We start from the raw sequence: 19,752 nt of genomic DNA, 5'->3' as shown, positions 1-19,752 counted from the left end.
TTATGCAGGTGCATTAATTAAAGCAATGGTGTTGTCTAGCATGCGGTTTGAGAAGCCCCACTCGTTGTCGTACCAGGCCATAACTTTAACCAGGTTACCGTTAACGCGTGTCTGGGTTGCATCAAATGTAGAAGAAACAATGCTGTGGTTGAAGTCAATAGAAACCAGTTTTTCAACGTTGTAGGCTAAAACTGGAGAAGCATCAGCTGCTTTCTTCATGATTTCGTTGATTTCTTCAACGCTAGTTTCACGCTTAGCAACAAAGTTGAGGTCTACCAAAGAAACGTTGATTGTTGGTACACGAACAGCCATACCATCCAACTTACCATTCAGCTCAGGTAATACTAGGCCTACTGCAGCTGCTGCACCAGTCTTAGTTGGGATCATAGACATAGTGGCTGCACGAGCACGGTACATATCGCTGTGGTATACGTCAGATAGGTTTTGATCGTTAGTATAAGCGTGGATAGTTGTCATCAAACCGCTGTCAATACCTACTGTATCGTTCAGTGCTTTAGCAACAGGCGCTAAACAGTTTGTAGTACAGGAAGCGTTTGAAATGATTTCATGAGACTGACGTAGTACGCTGTCGTTAACACCATATACAACAGTAGCATCAACGTTAGAGCCTGGTGCAGAAATAATGACTTTTTTAGCGCCTGCAGCAAGGTGAGCACTGGCTTTTTCACGGCTAGTGAAGATACCTGTACACTCATAAACAACGTCTACATTTAGAGAACCCCAATCAAGCTTAGATGGGTCACGCTCAGAAGTAATGCGGATTTCGTCACCATTGACAACCATTGTGCTGCCTTCAGTGCGAACTTCGCCTTGGAAGCGGCCATGTACGGTGTCATAACGAGTTAAGTGAGCATTGATTTCAGCATCACCTAAATCATTGATAGCAACAACTTGAATACGATCGCGGTAGCCGTTCTCATAAAGAGCACGAAGTACGTTGCGACCAATACGACCGTAACCGTTAATAGCAACACGAATGGTCATGGAAGAATCCTCCTACAAAGACTGCTATATTTTGTAAGTAATATTACAAATAAAATGGACTTTCGACAATAAATACTACTGAGAAATCCGTGATAAGTTATGTAATATTACCATTTGAAAACGTTATCTTACTTTTGACTGATGAGGAAGCGTAATGCACCCTACAATCGCAAGCGTTACTCAACGGGTCATTGCCCGAAGTTCTGCAAGCCGTAAAGCCTACATCGAGCGGATGCAGCAAGCTGCAAAGCAAGGTCCTCAGCGTTCCACACTCTCATGCGGAAACTTAGCTCATGGTTATGCTGCTTGCCAGCCGCAGGATAAACAAATTCTTAAGCTCTCAACACAAGCTGATGTAGCTATAGTCTCAGCATATAATGATATGCTATCTGCGCATCAGCCGCTGGAAAAATACCCTGCCCTTATTAAAGACGCCGTGCGAGAGCTTGGGTCCGTTGCACAGTTTGCAGGTGGTGTACCTGCGATGTGTGACGGTGTCACTCAAGGGCAACCAGGTATGGAGCTTAGCCTCTTCAGTCGAGATGTGATTGCGATGGCAACTGCGATATCACTCTCTCACAACATGTTTGACGCGACCCTTTGCCTTGGTGTCTGCGATAAAATTGTGCCAGGGCTTTTGATTGGCGCATTAAGCTTTGGTCATCTGCCTTGCATCTTTGTGCCAGCAGGACCAATGCCATCAGGGTTACCAAACAAGGAAAAAGCCCGAGTGCGTCAACTTTACGCGGAAGGCAAGGTTGGCCGTGAAGCGCTGCTTGAAGCGGAATCTAAATCTTACCACTCTTCTGGTACCTGCACATTTTATGGCACAGCAAATAGTAATCAGTTATTGATCGAGATCATGGGTTTGCATTTACCTGGCGCATCATTTGTAAACCCTGAGACCTCATTGCGTGACGAACTGACATGCGAAGCTGCTCGCCAAGTTACACGGATAACTGCTTTGACGGAAAATTACATACCTATGTGGAAGGTAGTTTCAGAAAAGTCAATTATCAATGCAGTTGTCGCCTTATTAGCAACAGGTGGCTCAACAAACCACACCATGCATTTAATAGCAATTGCTCGAGCGGCAGGTATACAGATTACCTGGGATGATTTTGCAGAGTTATCGACCGTTGTGCCTTTGTTGACGCGAATATATCCAAATGGACAAGCAGATATCAACCATTTTCAAGCAGCGGGTGGCATGGCATTTTTAATCAGAACTCTTTTACAGTCTGGGTTGCTTCATCACGATGTGGACACCGTCATTGGCAAAGGGTTGGATGCGTATACACAAGAGCCTGTATTGAAAAATAATAAACTTATCTGGCGTTCAGGGCCTGAAGAATCTCATGATCTTGAGGTATTGAGATCTGTGAGTGAGCCTTTTAGTGCTGAAGGAGGCTTACGGCTACTAAAGGGTAATCTGGGGCGTGGTGTGATTAAAGTATCTGCGGTTGCTCAAGAACATCAAGTCGTTGAAGCTCCAGCCATTATTTTTCATAGTCAGGAAGCTATGGCTGAAGCCTTTCAGCGTGGTGAGCTGAACCAGGATTGTATTATTGTTGTTCGCTTTCAGGGGCCGCAGGCAACAGGAATGCCTGAACTACACAAGTTGACGCCATTTTTAGGTGTATTACAAGACAAAGGTTATAAAGTAGCACTGGTTACTGATGGTCGTATGTCTGGTGCTTCAGGGAAAGTCCCTGCAGCCATTCATGTGTATCCTGAAGCCGCACAAGGAGGACCGTTAGCTAAATTAAAAAATGGTGATATTGTTTGTTTGAATGCTGAACTGGGTGAGTTAACCGTGAACGTTTCTACAGAAGAGTGGCAACAGCGCACGCCAGTTGTTGCAGACTTGTCTGATTTTCATCATGGTATGGGACGAGAGCTATTTACTCAAATGCGACAGGTGGTGGGGGGAGCAGAATTTGGAGCAACCGTTTTTGATTTTGATATTGAAGGTAAATAATTTTTATCCTTCAATTTGCGTATAAAATAAAATGGTCTGGCTTTACGTTGTAATTGGTTGAGCATACTGTTGATGAATTAATAATAGTAGTGAGGAGGTAGTAGTGTCATCTCAAGTTGCATTAGTGGGAGATATTGGCGGGACCAATGCTCGTTTCGCATTGTTTGATTTAACCACGCAATCGTTGCAGCAGATTCAGGTTTTAGCGTGTAAAGATTATGACAATATTGACCAAGCGATAACTCATTACTTAACTCAGCAACATGCCTCACCTCATAAAGCCTGTCTTGCTTTTGCCTGCCCTGTTCATAATGCTCAAGTGCGTATGACGAATAACCATTGGCATTTTGATAAGCAGACGTTGAGAGATGACTTAGGGTTAAAGCAGCTCCGCGTTATTAATGATTTTACTGCGCTAGCGTTGGCATTGCCGGCATTGTCGGCTACAGAAGACCTTTGCCAGATTGGTGAGGGTGTTGCTGTCGAAGACAAGCCGAAGTTGGTGCTTGGGCCAGGCACAGGAATGGGGGTTGCTGGCTTAGTGAGAACACAACAAGGCTGGTTGCCTATTCCTACAGAAGGAGGGCATGTCGATTTTGCGCCTCGAAATGAATTGGAAGTTGAAGTTTGGCGGTATTTGCATAGATGTTTTGAGCATGTTTCTGTTGAGCGAATACTGTCGGGTAGTGGCTTGGCCAATTTATATCAAGCCTTGGCAGCCGTTTCAGGGCAGCAGGCTTCAGTGGTCGATCCATCTCATATCACAACAGAGGGTTGTACGGGGTCAGATAAAATAGCCACTCAAACACTGGATTTGTTTTCAGAGATTTTAGGTTCTGTTGCAGGCAATGCGGCACTGACCATTGGTGCACTGGGTGGTGTTTATATTGCTGGAGGGATTATTCCCAGATTTAAAGAGCACTTTGTAAAGAGTGGGTTTAGAAATGCATTTATTGAAAAAGGACGGTTTAGAGAATACCTAAGTGCAATCCCAACTTACCTTGTGCTTGCTGAATATCCTGGTTTATTAGGTGCTGCTCAGGGCTTACTTTCTTCAGAAAGGTTGGGCTAATGGTGCCATTTGATGATTGAGTCAAAGATGTATAAAAAGCACGATTTAAATCTATAAGATAAAAAAAACTCCGCATAAAGCGGAGTAAAAATGCCAAGAGTAGTGTTAAACAACACTTGTCCTAGAGCAGTTTCCCATTAATGGGAAGGAGACACATTATTCAGAGGACAGCTGAATAACGATGAGAAAAACTAACTGTTAGCTTTGTTTAGCGCTTGAATACTGAGCTTGCAGAGCTCAGTAATTCGCTGCCAGTCTTTGTTACGAACGGCTTCACTTGGTACTACCCATGACCCACCTACACACATAACATTGGGTAATCCGAGGTATTTACCTGCATTTTCAGCGTTAATGCCACCTGTCGGACAAAACCGTACATCATTAAAGGGACCAGCCAGGGCTTGTAGCGCTGGAACACCACCTGCCGCCGCCGCGGGGAAAAACTTAAAACGTTGATATCCTAGTTGCCTTCCTTGCATAAGCTCAGAAGGTGTTGCTATGCCTGGTAATAAAGGAATGGTTGAGTCGATTCCTGCTAGCAACAGTTCCTGGGTTAAACCTGGACTAATCGCAAACTGAGCTCCTGCATCCGCGACAGCGTTTAACATAGTTGGGTTGGTTACAGTGCCTGCCCCAACAATCGCTTCAGGAAGTGCTTTACGAATCACATTGATAGCATCTAAACCTGTTTGCGTTCTTAGGGTGATTTCCAATATTGAAATACCACCATCAAGGAGTGCTGTAGCGAGTGGCAGCGCTTCGGAAATGTCATTAATAGTAATCACTGGCATGATGGGAGACTGTTGGCAGATCGTATCTATCTGCTTGGTCACCTGTGTTGTCAGTGTTAAGTTTGTCATGTTTGATCCTGAGCGCATGAGCTTAAGGGCTCCAATAAACAACAAAATTAATGGACGGATCTTTTAGAAATGCGCGAATAGGCATATCTGTTGGATCTTCAGCCGCTAATGCTTTTTGTAATGTAAGTAATTTGTCTTCCCCAACAATATGCAATATCACCTGCTTAGCGCTGGACAGCAGTGGGTATGTCAATGTAATACGTTGATGACGAGCTGTGGTCGGTTGACATGATAGGCATAGTTTATGAGTTGTTGGGTTAAGTCCTTCCTTCAGCGTGGCAGTATTAGGAAATAGTGATGCGGTATGACCATCATTACCCATACCTAAAATTACTACATCAAAGGGTTGTGGTAGTTTTTTTAATGCTGAAGAGCAAGCATTAAGTCCGCTATCAACATCTACGGCAGGTGTTTTTAAGCCGATAAACCTGGCAGCAGAAGCCTTTTTTTGAAGCAGTTGTGTTTTAACTAGTTGAGCGTTGCTATCAGCATGGTTTTCATCGACCCAGCGTTCATCTGCTAAGGTGATATTCACATTGGCCCAGTTTAGGTTACAGCCGGCAAGCACATTAAACAGTGGAATGGGGGTGCTACCACCCGATACAACAAGTGTTGCTTGATTATGAGTGTTTAAGCCCACTTGTAAGGTCTCTTTAATGTTGTCAGTTAATGCAGCGACTAGCTTTTCACTATTTTTGAAGCTAAATAAAGGATGCTGCAGCTTGGCTGTCACCTCAGTAAGTACTTGTTCAAACGGAGTCTTCATGCCAGGACTTTCCATCACGGGTAATCATTGCTATTGATGAAACGGGGCCCCAGGAGCCTGCGGGGTATTTTTGTGGGCGAGCATTTTGGCTCTGCCAGCCATTGATAATTTGATCACACCATATCCAGGCGTATTCAATTTCATCACGACGAACAAATAAGTATTGGCTGCCTTGCATAACCTCCAAAAAGAGTCGCTCATAGGCATCTGGAATACGTTGGGTATGGAATGTATCTGAGAAATTAAGTTTGAGTGGGCCAGGTTTAAGACGCATCCCTTTTTCCAGACCTTGATCCTTTGTTAGCACTTGAAGAGAAATGCCTTCATCAGGTTGAAGCCTGATAATGAGTTTATTTTCAACAATATCCCGTTGCTCGGGGGCAAAAATATAATGGGGTGGTCTTTTGAAATGAATAATGATTTGAGAAAGCTTTTCTGCCATACGCTTTCCCGTTCTCAGGTAAAAAGGCACATTGGCCCATCGCCAGTTGCAAATTTGTGCTTTGATAGCCACAAATGTTTCCGTACAACTTTGAGCGTTTTGACTATCAAACTCATCCAAATAACCTGGAACAGGTTCACCTTGGATACTGCCTGCGCAATACTGCCCTCGAATAACGTGGTGGTTTAGCGAGTTGGTGTCAATCGGCTTGAGTGCCTTAAGTACTTTAACTTTCTCATCTCGAATACTGTCTGCACTTAAGTCATTCGGTGGGTCCATTGCAATTAAACACAGTAACTGTAGCAAGTGGTTTTGCACCATATCCCGTAACTGACCCGCTCGATCAAAGTATCCCCAGCGGTGCTCAATACCAATGGTTTCTGCAACAGTGATTTCAATATGATCAATATGATTATGATCCCACTGAGAGCCAAACAAACTATTTGCAAATCTTAGTGCAATTAGGTTTTGAACGGTTTCTTTTCCAAGATAATGATCAATTCGATAAACCTGCTCTTCAGTAAAGTACTTTGCGACTGCATCGTTAATCGTTTTAGAAGATGCGAGGTCATAGCCAATAGGCTTTTCTAATACGATACGTGTTTGTTTATTAATGCTGCCTGCGTTATGAAGGTTTTGGCAAATTTCACCATAGATAGCAGCCGGTGTAGCAAAGTAACAAATTAAAGGGTTATCAGTTTCGCTCAGCTTTTGGTGAAGCGCCTGATAAGCTGTGCTATCGGTAAAATCAATTTGGAAATAAAACAGCCTTGAAAGAAAACGGCTGAGTACAGACTCGTCAATTTCACTCGTGGGTGTAAATTTGCAGAGATGTATGCGAATAGTCTCTAAGAAATTTTCCTGATCAATAGGCGAACGGGCTAAGCCAAGTATTCTCAGCTGAGGGGCTAACAGATTTGCTTTATCGAGTTGATAAAGCGCAGGAAAGAGTTTCCGCAGGGCCAAGTCACCTTGGGCGCCAAAAAGTGCGATATCACATTTTGTTTTGGCTACTGTGGACATGAAGTTAACCTGTTTGCGGTAAATTGTAATCTGATATGTGGTTATAAAATTACAAAAGTGATTAAATTTTAGTTTCTAAGTGGGTTTTTTGCAAATAATTTTGTAAAGTTTACTACATATTGGCATGTTGTGGTTTAATTACCTTCAAGTGGCGATTGTTAGGTAGCTTAAGCATAGGCTTCAAGCTATCATAGCCGCATTCATATCCATTGCCTGGTAACGTTGACAGCGTTATAGCTCAATTATGCTGCAGTCCTCTAAGGTTTGCTTACTTTAACTGAGCTTTTACTTGAACATCGAGTGATTAAGTTTGCTGTCGTTTGTGTGATGGAGCATCTAGTATTTAGTAAATTAAACAAAATCTGTATTTACTTATGGCCCTACCCAGTCAGTCATCCAATCTTTTGGAGCGGATACGCGAAAACCTTGAACAATTAAATCGTTCTGAACGCAAAGTGGCTGATGTCATTTTGAAAGATCCTCAATCTGCTACGCGTTATAGTATTGCTGCACTCGCTCAGGCGGCAAGTGTTAGTGAGCCTACCGTTAACCGCTTTTGTCGCAGTTTTGATGCAAAAGGTTATCCGGATTTTAAGTTGCAACTGGCCCAAAGCCTGGCCAGTGGTACGCCTTATGTCAGCCGAAGCGTAGAAATTGATGATACGGCTGAAGAATATACTCAAAAAATCTTTACGACGAATATGGCCTGCCTGGATGCAGCTCGTCAGTCTATGGATGCGTCTGTGATTAATCGGGCGGTGGATTTTTTGATTCAAGCCAAGCAAATTAGCTTTTTAGGGCTTGGTGCTTCAGGTCCTGTTGCCATGGATGCTCAGCATAAGTTTTTCCGTTTTAATATCCCAGTGATGGCTTATGATGATGTGTTGATGATGCGTATGATGGCCTCTGTAGCTAACACTGGGGATGTCATTGTTATCATTTCCTATACAGGAAGAACCCGAGAGTTGGTTGAGATTGCAAAAATTGCTCGGGAAAGTGGGGCAACAGTCATTGGTATCACTGCACCAAATTCCTACTTAGCGAAGGAATGTTCGTTAACCATTGATGTTATCGTTCAAGAAGATACTGATATATATATGCCAATGTCTTCTCGTATCATTCACTTAACAGTATTGGATGTTTTGGCTACAGGAGTAACATTGAAGCGTGGTGTTGATTTTCAAAAACACCTGAAACGTATCAAAGAGAGTTTACAAGCTAGTCGGTTACCTGTATCTCCAATCAAAACTTGATATTATACTCTTCACGAATCATTTTTAGGGTTTGTTGTCCGCGATCTTCACCCCAGTCACTTATTAATATAAGCTCCTGGGGCTTCATCACTTGACGGCCGCCCCTAAAAAACCTTCGTTATGGGTATAGTAATTATCTATAGCTGATTCAGTTTGTAAAAAAACACCCATCATGTGATGGGTGTTTTTTTAAGCTTATTGCTTTTTAATGATCAACGACATTAAGTTCTACACGACGATTCATTGCTCGGCCAGCTTCTGTACTATTACTGGTAATTGGTTTTTCTTCACCATAGCCCACAGCACTAAGGTTGCTGCTGTTGACTCCACGGGAAACGAGGAAATTACGTACAGCTTCTGCTCGGCGCTGTGACAGACGCAAATTGTAGCGATTACTGCCGACATTATCCGTATGTCCAGAAACTTCTATTTTAGTATTAGTGTGCAAGCGGAGTTTTTCTGCAACTTTACTTAGGTATTCATGAGAGGTACCTGTTAATCTGGCAGAATTAAACTCAAACTGAACACCTTCAAGCGCAAGTGCCTCTGAGCAGCCAATGGCATTCACTTTTACACCAGGAGGTGTATTTGGACAATGATCCTTCATGTTTGCGACACCATCATTGTCTGAATCTAATGTACAGCCTCTATTATCAACCTGAGTATTTAATGGTGTATTTGGACATTGGTCACGATAATCAGGAACCCCATCATTATCTGAATCAACTGGGCAACCATTGTAATCGACTTTAACGCCGCGTGGTGTTGCTGGACATTTATCTTTACTATCAACAACACCATCATCATCGGTATCATGCTCAATCATTGAGCAGAAAAATCCCCCTAATAATGCACCGCCAAGTGCGCCTACTGCTGCTGCTTCACCATCATCTGCTGATGAACCTGCAACGGCCCCCAAGCCACCGCCTACGAGTGCACAATTACGCCAGTCTTCATGCCACGGACCATTTGTGGCACAGCCAGTAAGAAATATAGGCAAAAAAACCAAGAGTCCTAGCGTCCTGCTTTTTACGGATGGTTTCATTTTTTTCTCCATTATTATCATGGTTTCAGCTATCTGGGTTCATGACCAGTATAGATAAGGTTTATTAGTTTGCCGCAATAACGTGACACTAACATTAGCATTATCTAGTTTCAGTGGTTAACGTGTGATTACTACGCCATGCCAAAAGGCAATATAATGTTTAATTTTTTTGGCTGCAGGCTTAGGGTCGGGGTATGACCAAGCAGCATCTTCATTTAATTTATCTTCGACTTTTATGTGAAAATAATGGGCCACTCCTTTCCATGGACAATCCATTTGTGTATGACTTGCAGTGAAGAATCCGTTGTTAACTGATGAAGGCGGAAAGTAGTGATTACCTTCAACGATGATTGTTTCATTGCTTTCTGCCAGTGTAGCACCATTCCACACGGCTTTCATAAGTTCACTCCCACCAATTTACAATACACAATATACTCTACTTGAGGTATGCCAATTATTGTGAAAGTAAACTAACGTCTTTAGCTGAATTTTTGTTTAAATTTCAGTGATTATTAATACGACTTTTAAAGCAGTTTACCTATCTTGCTAAGAGGATTAGTTACATTACACCCTTTAATATACGGAAATTCACTTTCTTGTTAAAACACTGACTCCTTTATTGAGCTGTGTTACTGTATAGTGAATATGCTTGTATGGATATTGACAAGCTGTATAGAGCCTATGCTTTTATAATATGAAATATAATCATAATAAAATTGAAAATTGGGACAGCTCAACCAAAAGGGATCAAGCAGTGTGGATGAATGATGTTAAATATCGCTCTATTTTAACGTCCAAATGGACGGTAAGTCGTTATATAAACTTATGGTTTTCACTTGGCGTCATTGCATACTCGTTTTTACCGCTTTTATTGTTATTTGCTGTAAGTAAAGGATTTACTACAGATTTTGTAAGTTCGACTTTTTTTGAGTGGCTTGGCAGTTTTGGAGAGCATACTGGGCATTTTGCGCTTTCTTGGGTTGCTTTACTATGTGCTCTGCTGATGTTTTCAGTCATGTGTCTGCTTGCTTCATTAGCAAATATTTCGACTGTATTAACGTTGGCTTTGGCACTTGTTTGTATTGCGGTTGTGGATGTTTTTTTTGATTACAGGGTATCTCTGCTGCATGGTCAGTTAACCGATAAGTTATTTAATATTGCGTGGGCTATTGGGAAAATTCATGCGTTATCTATCATTATTTTTACTTTAATTGCAGTTAAATGGATACCAAATAATCGTAGCCACGGGTTATTAGTAGTATTATACGCCGTATTAGTCGCTTATCTTGGCACTATACTGCAGCAGGGATATGTTGATGCTAATAGAATAACTGCAAGTGCTGAGGTAGGAGCGGCTGTACTCAATATTATCATTGAGTTAGCACCTGCTATTTTGTGTATTATTGGTGGTGTTTTTTTAATTCACTATATCAGAGAACGTAAGCAAAGTTTTTTTGTGCAAAGTGTATTGTTATTTCTTTTTCCAATTTTTAGTGCACAGTTGCATGTTGCTTTTGGTAGTGTGGTTTCTTACCATCAACATCATATTATAGCTAAACTTTTGATTGCGACCGCATTTGTTATTCCTTTAATAGGTGCTTTCATGGAGGCTATCTATAAAATAAAGGTGTTTAAAAAAATATTGAATGACAAAAAAAATGAAAATATTCAACTTTGGCAGTCTAATAAAAAATTACAAAAATCTAAATCGCAACTGAGTTCTATTTGCCAGTCAGTGAAAGAGCATCAAAAAGGTGAAGCCGGCCTTTTAGTCAACCTGGGTCAAGAAATGAAAGAGCCGGTTAATAACATAATGGCGATGACTTCTTTGCTGGAAGAAAATAAGTTAGAACAGCTTGAAAAACTGTCAGTTAAAGCTATTTATTCTGCTAGTGAGAAATTATATAGACTAGCGTCTGAAGTGACAGATTATGGAAAAATAAAAGCAGGGAAAATAAATATATGTCATGTTGAGTTTGATTTTTATCAGGTGATTGAAACGGTTGCTGACCAATTGACCTATAGAATAAATGAACAGCCTGTTTCTGTGTCAATTGTATACGCTGATGATATTCCTGGTCCAGTCAAAGGAGATTCCAAAAGAATTCAGCAGGTAATCTATAACGTTGCTATAGCGTTACATTGTTTTGGAAAACGCAGAGAAATATGCATCAACACTCAGTTACTTAATCAACAAATTGATTGTGTAACACTATTAATTAAAGTTTATAATGTCAATCAAACTAAAAAAATGGATACAGGAGTGTATGATGTAGAAAAACAAATGCCAAATATTTATTTGGCTGTTGCGTGTGAATTAGTGAAGCAGTTGCAGGGGGAGTTAACCCAAACTAAACAGGGTGAAGTAGCTATCAAACTATGTTTACCCCTGGCTCCGGGTGTGCCAATTAAAGTTAAAAATAAAGTCGATTTACAGGGCGTTCGTGTTCTAATTGTTGATGATGTTACAGAAAACTGTGAACTATTGGAGCGTTTGTTGAGTAGATGGGGGATGGTCTGTGATATTGCTAGAACGGCGACAGAAGCTCTGGAAAAGATAACTCAACAGGCTTTAAGTAAACATCCCTACGATATTGCTCTCTTGGATTATAAGATGCCTGCGATGGATGGAGAAATGTTAGGACGTGGCATTAAAAGTGATCCTGTAATTGCAAAAACCAAATTAGTTATGCTTACATCTGCTAATTATCAACGTAATATAGAAGATTTAAAAAGAGCAGGGTTTTCTGGGTATTTACTGAAACCTGCCCGTTCACGTTTATTACTTCAGTTGCTGGGTAAAGTATTGCTGTCTGAGCCTGATGTACTAGTAACACGAGAAATGTTAAATGATGGATCAGAAACGGTTTTGGTGAATTCAGATCATCAGCCAGGCAATATTAATATTTTAATTGCTGAAGATAGTTATTCACATCAACTGGTTATTAAAACGCTATTAAAAAAATTAGGATGTAATGTGACCGCTGTTGATTGTAAAGAGCAGTTGATATTACAAGCAAGTCAATTTCGCTATGACATAATTATGTTGGATACGTTATTGAAACCAAAAAGTACAGTACCTACAGTGGATGAACTGAAAAGTTTATTAATAAATGAAACACCGGTTATTGGCTTAATATCAAGTGATAAGCAAGGAGAGCTTATTGCTAGTTGTGAATTATATGAAGACTTTATTTACAAGCCATTTTCGCAAAACGTTTTAGCGAATATGTTGAACCACTGGTGTAGTGAGAAGTTCTCAACGATTCAATAATTTGCTACTAACACGACATATTAGGCATATATCCCCTTCATAGAAAAGGGGATATGCCACTAAATTCAGTGTCAATTGATCATGCGTTCAAAAGATTGTTGTCATTAGTCATGTCTTTTCGTGATTTTACTTCAATAAAAACGCGTTTGACGAGTGGGTACTCCGTTTTAATTTGGCAGTCAAGTTGAGCAATGGTTTTTTCTACAACGCCGGCAGGTGTTTGATCTTCAAAATCTAAACTAATTGTTGCGAGAATGAAGTTAGGTCCCATATGCATTGTGGCAATTTCATTGACATGCTCAACATGAGGTTGGTTAGTAAGTAGTTTACGTATGCCTTGGCGGGTCGCAGGTTTTGCACTTTCACCAATCAATAGGCTCTTAGTTTCATAGGCGAGCCAAGCTGCTGTTCCTGCCAAAATACAACCAATCAAAATTGAGGCAATGCCATCATAGATAGGATTGCCTGTTAGATGTCCTAAGGTGATGCCGATTAGCGCAACAATCAGGCCTAAAATTGCGGCACTATCCTCAAAAAATACGACAAAAATTGAAGGGTCTTTGGCCTGATGGACTGCTTGAAAGAGTGAGTTTTTACCACGAGTATGCTCGAACTCTCTCCATGCCATATACCATGCAGCACCCTCAAACAGAAGGGCAAGCGTTAATACGATATAGTTTACCAATACGTTTTCTAGTGGGCTTGGACTCATTAAATGGTGAATGCCTTCATAAATCGAAATGCCAGCGCCTGCTGAAAAAATTAATATAGCGACCACAAAACTCCAAAAATAGACTTCTTTTCCATGCCCAAAAGGGTAGTCTTCGCTGGCGGGTTTTTCAGACTGCTTAAGGCCAAAAAGCAAAAGTATTTGGTTGCCGCTATCCACTATTGAGTGAATGGCTTCAGAAAACATTGCTGAGCTTCCAGTCATTATGGAAGCCACAAACTTAGTAATCGCTACTAGCCCATTACCAATTAATGCCGCGATGACGACCTTTTTGGACCCCGATGCCATTTAAATTTCTCCATTTACATTCGGTTGAGGAGGTCGATGATAAAAAGTCATTTGTAAAAATCAATTTGAATAAGGGATTAATTTGCTGTTAGTAATGTTTATTAATACTCAATGCGTGATGTTATGCAAAAAAAAATATTATTTTGCTGTGCAACAGTGAGGCTGAAAGTGGGGTTTCAATAACACTCATTTGGTTAACGCTTCTCTTTACCAGCGTTGCAGTTATCGCTAATGGGCTTTGTGTTAAGTGCTTTCTAGAGTCTATTTTTATTTGCAACATTAAAAGATATAGATAAAGCTAAAAGAAAAGCGGCTAGTTTAAGGTTGGTTATGAATTCCAACACGATGTTGTTGCACCCATTTTCCCTTAACTCCGATGAGCATGAAGTATTAGTACAGAATGCGAAGGTGGGCATGTGGCTGTATCTGGTTATATGGCTAGCGATTGTCTTTTGGGGAGATTTGCTTCAACAGGTACCATTACTAACAACATTGATGACTGCTTGTCTGGTGTTACTTGCTTCAGTTCGTTTTTCTTTAGTGCACAATTTTGCACGTTGGTATCTCCATTATCCTTTGGCATGGGTGTGTGGCATGTATTGCTGCATTTTATTTAGTGGTTTGTTGTGGGGGGGGATGACTGCGATTGCGCTCTCTAGCCTGTCGTTTCAAAGCTTGGCAGTTGCATTGCTCGCGGCGACGGCAGGATTTATCTCCGCAAGTTGCGTGCTGTATACGTTTAGTGGTTTGCTGACCATGGGTTATCAAACCTGTTTGTTATTTCCTCCATTGATTACATTGTGGCTTCAAGGCGGCGAAACAAATTACTGGTTATCAGGTCTGTTGTTGGCATATTGGTTCGGAATGGTCGCTATTTTCTGGGTACAGCATAAACAATATCGGTTGTTAACGCATCAGCAACATGCACCTCAACTTACAGAAAAAAAGCTTTGTTTAACGGAGGCTCACCCTATTACTGGATGGGTGAGCTTTGGTTATTTACCTGGTGTGGTTAATGCTGAGGTTAAGCGAAGCTCTCGCAGTGGCGCGCCATTAGCGTTACTCAAGCTGGTGATGACGCCTCATGATGAACGTAAACTTGATAGGGATGAAGTAGAGTCTGTCCATTCGGAGTTGGCAAGCGTAATTAATAGTGCGGTTACACGTGCTAGTGATTGGATATTTTATGATGAAAATGGAAGTGTGTTTATGGTATTGCCAGAAACACCAGCCGCAGCAGCTTGTCATATGGCGGATAAAATAATTAATTGTTTACCCAAAACCCTCTATCAACGCTATTTGTTTAGCATTGGAGTGCTTGCGGGGAGCATTTCATGGCCAGTCTCAAGTAAAATATTGTTGCAACGTTTAGCAAGTGTGACCAGCGATGTGCACAGGAATCAACAGGCTGTAGCCTTTTCTACCATCACCTGATAGTGTTCATGCTTTTCTTCTTGTCTGTTATCGCTTGAGAGATCCTATATGCAGGTTGCAATGATTGCTGCTTTAGCGGCGAATCGTGTTATTGGAGTTAATGGGAAACTTCCTTGGTATATTCCTGGAGAGTTAAAGTATTTCAAGCATGTCACCATGGGCAAGCCTATTATTATGGGCCGTAAAACGTTCGTTTCACTGGGTCGTCCACTTCCTGGCCGCAGTAACATTGTTATTACTCGTGATCAAGCGTATCAACATGAGGGAGTCCAGGTTGTTCACAGCTTAGAAGAGGCATTAACGCTTGCTGAAAACATCGCTTTTATCAATGGCGTTGATGAAGTTGTGATTATTGGTGGAGGAGAAATTTATCGTCAGGCTCTGCCAAAAGCGACGCGTCTTTATTTAACCCAAATCCACAAAGAATATGACGGTGATGCTGTTTTTCCTGAATGGTCTAACAATGAGTGGCAAATGGTAAGTGAGCAAGCTAATCACTATGAGCCTCAGGCACTCGACTATAGCTATCAAGTATGGCAGCGCGCTGATACCGATGGAACAAGCATATAATCAAGTAGAGATAGACTAGGTCAGGACGACGAGGCAAGACATAAGATGAAAACATGGGCCTGAAAGTGAGGCCCATGGTTGGAAGTAAGCTGAATAGTTTAGTTAGCGTCGATTCAAACGGTCCAAGCTACGGACTCCACCTTTATCGGCACTGGTTGCTAATGCGGCGTAAGCTTTAAGCGCCGTTGACACACAACGTTTACGTGGGCTTGCTGGTTGCCAGGCTTGTTGTCCTTTAGCTTCCATTGCTTTGCGTCGTGCTTCAAGCGTTGCACTATCAACTTGAAGCGATATAACTCGGTTGGGGATATCAATCAGAATCTTGTCGCCATTTTCAACCAGCGCGATGGCGCCACCTTCTGCTGCTTCAGGGGATACATGACCAATGGACAGCCCTGAGGTACCACCAGAAAATCTACCATCTGTCAGTAGAGCACATTGTTTGCCCAAACCTTTTGATTTGAGGTAGCTGGTGGGGTAAAGCATTTCCTGCATACCAGGACCACCTTGAGGACCCTCATAGCGAATGATCACCACATCGCCTGCTTGCACCTGATCTTCCAGAATACCTTTTACCGCAGCGTCCTGACTTTCGAATATCCGTGCATTACCTTCAAATGCCCAGATACTGGGATCAACACCTGCTGTTTTAACAATACAGCCATTTTCAGCAATGTTACCAAAGAGCACCGCAAGTCCGCCTTCCTTGCTGAAGGCATGTTCTACACTACGGATACAGCCATGTTCGCGGTCAAGATCTAGAGAATCCCAGCGACAGGATTGACTAAATGCTTGCTGGGTAGGAATGCCTGCAGGTCCAGCAAGGTAAAAGCTGTGAACTTCAGGCGTTTGTGTCCTTGTGATATCCCATTGGGTAAGGGCATCACCTAAGGTTGGAGCATGTACTGTTGAAACATTGGTATGCAGTAGTCCACCCTTTTCTAATTCGCCGAGTATCGACATGATACCACCCGCGCGATGAACATCTTCAATGTGATAATCAGGAGTAGAAGGCGCAACCTTGCATAAATGGGGCACTTTACGTGAAAGCCGGTCAATATCGGTCATGGTAAAATCAACTTCAGCCTCCTGGGCTGCTGCCAATAAGTGAAGGATCGTATTGGTTGATCCACCCATAGCGATATCAAGTGTCATGGCATTTTCAAAAGCGGCTTTTGTAGCGATTTGACGAGGCAGAAAACGTGCTTCGTCTTGCTCGTAATAGCGCTTGGTAATCTCAACAATGAGTTGTCCTGCTCGCTTAAAGAGTTGTTCACGGTCAGCATGTGTGGCGAGTGTTGTTCCGTTGCCAGGTAGCGAGAGACCAAGTGCTTCTGTTAAGCAATTCATTGAATTAGCGGTGAACATGCCAGAGCAGGAACCACAGGTTGGACAGGCGCTGCGTTCATAAGCTTCAGCCTGTTCATCGGTTACCGTGGGGTCGGCGGCAGCCACCATCGCATCGACTAAATCGAGCTTAATGGTTTTGTCTGCCAGTTTGGTTTTACCCGCTTCCATGGGACCGCCAGAAACAAAAACCACAGGGATATTGAGGCGAAGGGCGGCCATTAACATACCAGGGGTGATTTTGTCGCAGTTGGAGATACAGACAAGGGCATCTGCACAGTGTGCGTTACACATGTACTCAACAGAGTCAGCAATAATTTCACGAGAAGGCAGGCTGTAGAGCATGCCATCATGGCCCATAGCAATACCATCATCAACTGCAATGGTATTAAATTCTTTAGCGACACCACCCACTTTTTCAATTTCACGAGCAACCAGTTGGCCAAGGTCTTTGAGATGGACATGCCCAGGCACAAACTGAGTAAAGGAATTTGCGATTGCGATAATGGGCTTGTTGAAGTCATCATCTTTCATTCCTGTGGCACGCCACAGTGCCCGGGCGCCAGCCATGTTACGTCCATAGGTTGACGTTTTCGAACGATAAACAGGCATTTGGTAAACACTCCTAAACAACACAGATAGTTATTTCTACCCTTCACGAATTAAAAAACCTTCGTTATGGGTATAGTTTTATAAAGCCAGTTTACGCAACTGTGATGTGTGAATAAAGAGCTGAGTGACTGGCAGGTTTAGATGAAATGTTAAGAGAATGGCTATACACAATTGGGTAGGGGAAGAGAAGCTAGTCCCTGAATATTGCTCTTTAACGATCCTTTGCTTTAATAAAAGTGAGTTGAGTGTGAGTACAACTCTGCATTCAGGTGCATGCTAAAACACTCAAGAGCCAGTGAAGATGTTAGCAAGAAGGTTGAAAATTAAACGACTGTTGCTGCTTTAACACGATTCAGTATCTTGCTAAGATTCAATTTTAACGCTTTTATTGCTGGAAAATGACACAAAAACATATCACTCAAAGCTGGACTGCTGAAATCCACAGTGTGTTGTACTAGCGTCATATTAAGATAGCGTAGAAACAACAAATTACGCTTTTTGCATGAAATGGTTTGTATTATTGCTGCTTTTTGCCAATGCTTTAGGTATAGCATAAGCATAGTGGTTTACATAAAGCTTAGATTACAGATTCCGTATGAGGCAGGAGAAGTCTGACAGTTCATTTTAAAGCGAGTTATTCATTATAAACATGCCTTTAATTGGTGGATAAACAAGTAGCTGTGACATATGTTTTTTGAACATGTGTAAATACTGGGTTTTATTTGGGGAATACTTAACGATGGGTAAAAAAATTGGTCTCTTAATCGGTATAGTTATTGCGGTTATCGTGGGGGCTAAGTTTTATGTGGAGTACACTGTCAAGAAAAATGTAGATAAGTTTGTTAGTGTCTTATCACCTTATGTTCAAGTCCAGTATAAGGATGTATCTACAACAATTGATGGTGAAATCGCGATTAATGATATCAAGCTCTATCCTTATAAGGAAAAACAAACTTATACAATAGAAAAAGCACTCCTAAAACTGCCTTCCATTTGGGATTTTCTGAATCTTGATTTAGCAAACTCAAAAAAAATACCTGAATCATTGACCCTCGCATTGCAAGGGATATCACTGCCTTTGAATGAAGAGCTTATTGAAGATTTCTTCCCAAGCCAAGCGGATGTCAGTGATAAAGTGTTGAACATTGATAATAAAGCACTGCGTAAAATGGGTTATAACATAATGACCATAGATCTAAGTGCCAGTTATACCTATGAGCAAATCAATCAAGCATTAAAGTTCAACGCCAAAGCATCTACGCGTAATTTTTTCAGTTTTGAATTCGCTACCAAATTAGCAAATTTGCCAAATTTGACACCCCAGCAGTTTATGTTTGTTGAGCCTGAACTGCAAAGTGTGCGGTTTACCTATCGAGATGACTCTTTTAATAAGCGCTGGTTAAAGTATTGCCAAAACACACATAAGTTAAAGGAAGCTGAATGTATTGAACATGTTATTGCCTCATTTGATCATTACTTTGATGAATTTCAGCTTAAGCTTTCTGAGCCTTTTAACAAGCGTTTTTCTGACTTTATGAGAAACTCAGGTGTAGTGAGCTTTGATATTGATATTGATGATGGGGCTGACTTGCGTTCTTTAGACTTTATGCAAGGTCTAGAAATTCTAGTTTTCAAAGATGTACTTGTTTCGGTAAACAATGAATACATTCAGCCACTTTTTGTAAGGTCATCAACCTATGCTACTTCAAGCAATACTGCTTCTACGGGAGAAGATGGTCAATCAGACTCTAGATCATCAATATTATCAACCTCTGAAATAGAAGCAGAGGGATATGAAATAGAAAAAGAAGTAAAAAAGAAACTTGATAAAGTAGAAGATGTTAAAAACTATATCGGTCGGAATGCCTACTTATACTTAACAAATAATAAAAAGGTAGCGGGAACCGTTATGGAGGTTAAAAATAATCGAGTCGTTCTTAAAAGTTATGCAGGATCACAGTATTCCTCTTTTCACTATTCATTTAAAAAGATTAAATATATTGAGGTAGTCACGCAAGACTATCGCGCTTACTGATTTATCAATAAGGAA

At 41.4% G+C, this 19,752-nt stretch carries 16 protein-coding genes; 7 read left to right on the top strand and 9 right to left on the bottom strand.

Annotated features, from left to right (window positions below):
• The gene (gene gap, locus ACQ96U_RS14850; protein ID WP_431722056.1) at positions 1-1,005 is read right to left on the bottom strand and encodes a type I glyceraldehyde-3-phosphate dehydrogenase; all 1,005 of its coding nucleotides are present in this window, start codon (positions 1,003-1,005) and stop codon (positions 1-3) included.
• A 154-nt stretch (positions 1,006-1,159) separates the two neighbouring features.
• Between gap and edd the strand changes: the two genes are divergently transcribed.
• Both edd and ACQ96U_RS14840 read left to right on the top strand, forming a co-directional pair.
• Positions 1,160-2,986, top strand: a complete 1,827-nt coding sequence (gene edd / locus ACQ96U_RS14845) for a phosphogluconate dehydratase (protein ID WP_431722055.1) — start codon at positions 1,160-1,162, stop codon at positions 2,984-2,986.
• A gap of 103 nt (positions 2,987-3,089) precedes the next feature.
• Positions 3,090-4,058 carry a glucokinase gene (locus ACQ96U_RS14840; RefSeq protein WP_431722054.1) on the top strand — a complete coding sequence of 323 codons (969 nt, stop codon included), beginning with the start codon at positions 3,090-3,092 and terminating at the stop codon, positions 4,056-4,058.
• Between the two features lie 191 nt (positions 4,059-4,249).
• On the opposite strand, the gene ACQ96U_RS14835 is transcribed toward ACQ96U_RS14840, so the two are convergent.
• From ACQ96U_RS14835 to zwf, 3 genes are read right to left on the bottom strand one after another with little or no spacing between them, the layout of a single operon-like run.
• Positions 4,250-4,918, bottom strand: coding sequence for a bifunctional 4-hydroxy-2-oxoglutarate aldolase/2-dehydro-3-deoxy-phosphogluconate aldolase (locus ACQ96U_RS14835; RefSeq protein ID WP_431722053.1), 669 nt, complete (start codon positions 4,916-4,918; stop codon positions 4,250-4,252).
• A gap of 22 nt (positions 4,919-4,940) precedes the next feature.
• Positions 4,941-5,684: a 6-phosphogluconolactonase gene (gene pgl, locus ACQ96U_RS14830; RefSeq protein ID WP_431722052.1), complete on the bottom strand. Its 744-nt coding sequence runs from the start codon at positions 5,682-5,684 to the stop codon at positions 4,941-4,943.
• Positions 5,668-7,149, bottom strand: coding sequence for a glucose-6-phosphate dehydrogenase (zwf, locus tag ACQ96U_RS14825; protein WP_431722051.1), 1,482 nt, complete (start codon positions 7,147-7,149; stop codon positions 5,668-5,670). The genes pgl and zwf overlap by 17 nt, the downstream gene beginning before the upstream one ends.
• Positions 7,150-7,523: 374 nt before the next feature.
• On the opposite strand from zwf, the gene ACQ96U_RS14820 reads away from it, so the two are divergent.
• Entirely contained in the window at positions 7,524-8,402 is an 879-nt protein-coding gene (locus tag ACQ96U_RS14820; RefSeq protein WP_431722050.1) for a MurR/RpiR family transcriptional regulator, read from the top strand.
• Positions 8,403-8,607: 205 nt separating this feature from the next.
• Here ACQ96U_RS14820 and ACQ96U_RS14815 read toward each other — a convergent pair whose 3' ends face one another.
• The 3 genes from ACQ96U_RS14815 to ACQ96U_RS14805 all read right to left on the bottom strand — a co-directional run bounded on the left by ACQ96U_RS14815 (position 8,608) and on the right by ACQ96U_RS14805 (position 10,464).
• Positions 8,608-9,447: an OmpA family protein gene (locus ACQ96U_RS14815; protein ID WP_431722049.1), complete on the bottom strand. Its 840-nt coding sequence runs from the start codon at positions 9,445-9,447 to the stop codon at positions 8,608-8,610.
• Positions 9,448-9,564: 117 nt separating this feature from the next.
• The gene (locus ACQ96U_RS14810) at positions 9,565-9,846 is read right to left on the bottom strand and encodes a DUF427 domain-containing protein (RefSeq protein WP_431722048.1); all 282 of its coding nucleotides are present in this window, start codon (positions 9,844-9,846) and stop codon (positions 9,565-9,567) included.
• Positions 9,847-10,260: 414 nt separating this feature from the next.
• Positions 10,261-10,464, bottom strand: coding sequence for a hypothetical protein (locus tag ACQ96U_RS14805; RefSeq protein WP_431722047.1), 204 nt, complete (start codon positions 10,462-10,464; stop codon positions 10,261-10,263).
• Positions 10,465-10,537: 73 nt separating this feature from the next.
• Here ACQ96U_RS14805 and ACQ96U_RS14800 point away from each other — a divergent pair, with 73 nt between their 5' ends.
• Entirely contained in the window at positions 10,538-12,721 is a 2,184-nt protein-coding gene (locus ACQ96U_RS14800) for a response regulator (RefSeq protein WP_431722046.1), read from the top strand.
• A gap of 79 nt (positions 12,722-12,800) precedes the next feature.
• Here ACQ96U_RS14800 and ACQ96U_RS14795 read toward each other — a convergent pair whose 3' ends face one another.
• Complete coding sequence (locus ACQ96U_RS14795; protein WP_431722045.1) at positions 12,801-13,739, bottom strand: cation diffusion facilitator family transporter; 939 nt, start codon at positions 13,737-13,739, stop codon at positions 12,801-12,803.
• A gap of 330 nt (positions 13,740-14,069) precedes the next feature.
• Between ACQ96U_RS14795 and ACQ96U_RS14790 the strand changes: the two genes are divergently transcribed.
• Entirely contained in the window at positions 14,070-15,173 is a 1,104-nt protein-coding gene (locus tag ACQ96U_RS14790) for a hypothetical protein (protein ID WP_431722044.1), read from the top strand.
• Between the two features lie 48 nt (positions 15,174-15,221).
• Positions 15,222-15,743 carry a dihydrofolate reductase gene (locus tag ACQ96U_RS14785; protein ID WP_431722043.1) on the top strand — a complete coding sequence of 174 codons (522 nt, stop codon included), beginning with the start codon at positions 15,222-15,224 and terminating at the stop codon, positions 15,741-15,743.
• A 102-nt stretch (positions 15,744-15,845) separates the two neighbouring features.
• Here ACQ96U_RS14785 and ilvD read toward each other — a convergent pair whose 3' ends face one another.
• Positions 15,846-17,702: a dihydroxy-acid dehydratase gene (gene ilvD / locus ACQ96U_RS14780; RefSeq protein WP_431722042.1), complete on the bottom strand. Its 1,857-nt coding sequence runs from the start codon at positions 17,700-17,702 to the stop codon at positions 15,846-15,848.
• Positions 17,703-18,441: 739 nt separating this feature from the next.
• On the opposite strand from ilvD, the gene ACQ96U_RS14775 reads away from it, so the two are divergent.
• Positions 18,442-19,737: a hypothetical protein gene (locus tag ACQ96U_RS14775; RefSeq protein WP_431722041.1), complete on the top strand. Its 1,296-nt coding sequence runs from the start codon at positions 18,442-18,444 to the stop codon at positions 19,735-19,737.
• The last annotated feature ends 15 nt before the right edge of the window (positions 19,738-19,752 follow it).

It is taken from the genome of Zooshikella sp. RANM57 (assembly GCF_050749885.1).
Classification (GTDB): Bacteria; Pseudomonadota; Gammaproteobacteria; order Pseudomonadales; family Zooshikellaceae; genus Zooshikella.
Note: the sequence above shows the minus strand (reverse complement) of the source record. Positions and strands in the feature narration are given on the sequence as shown.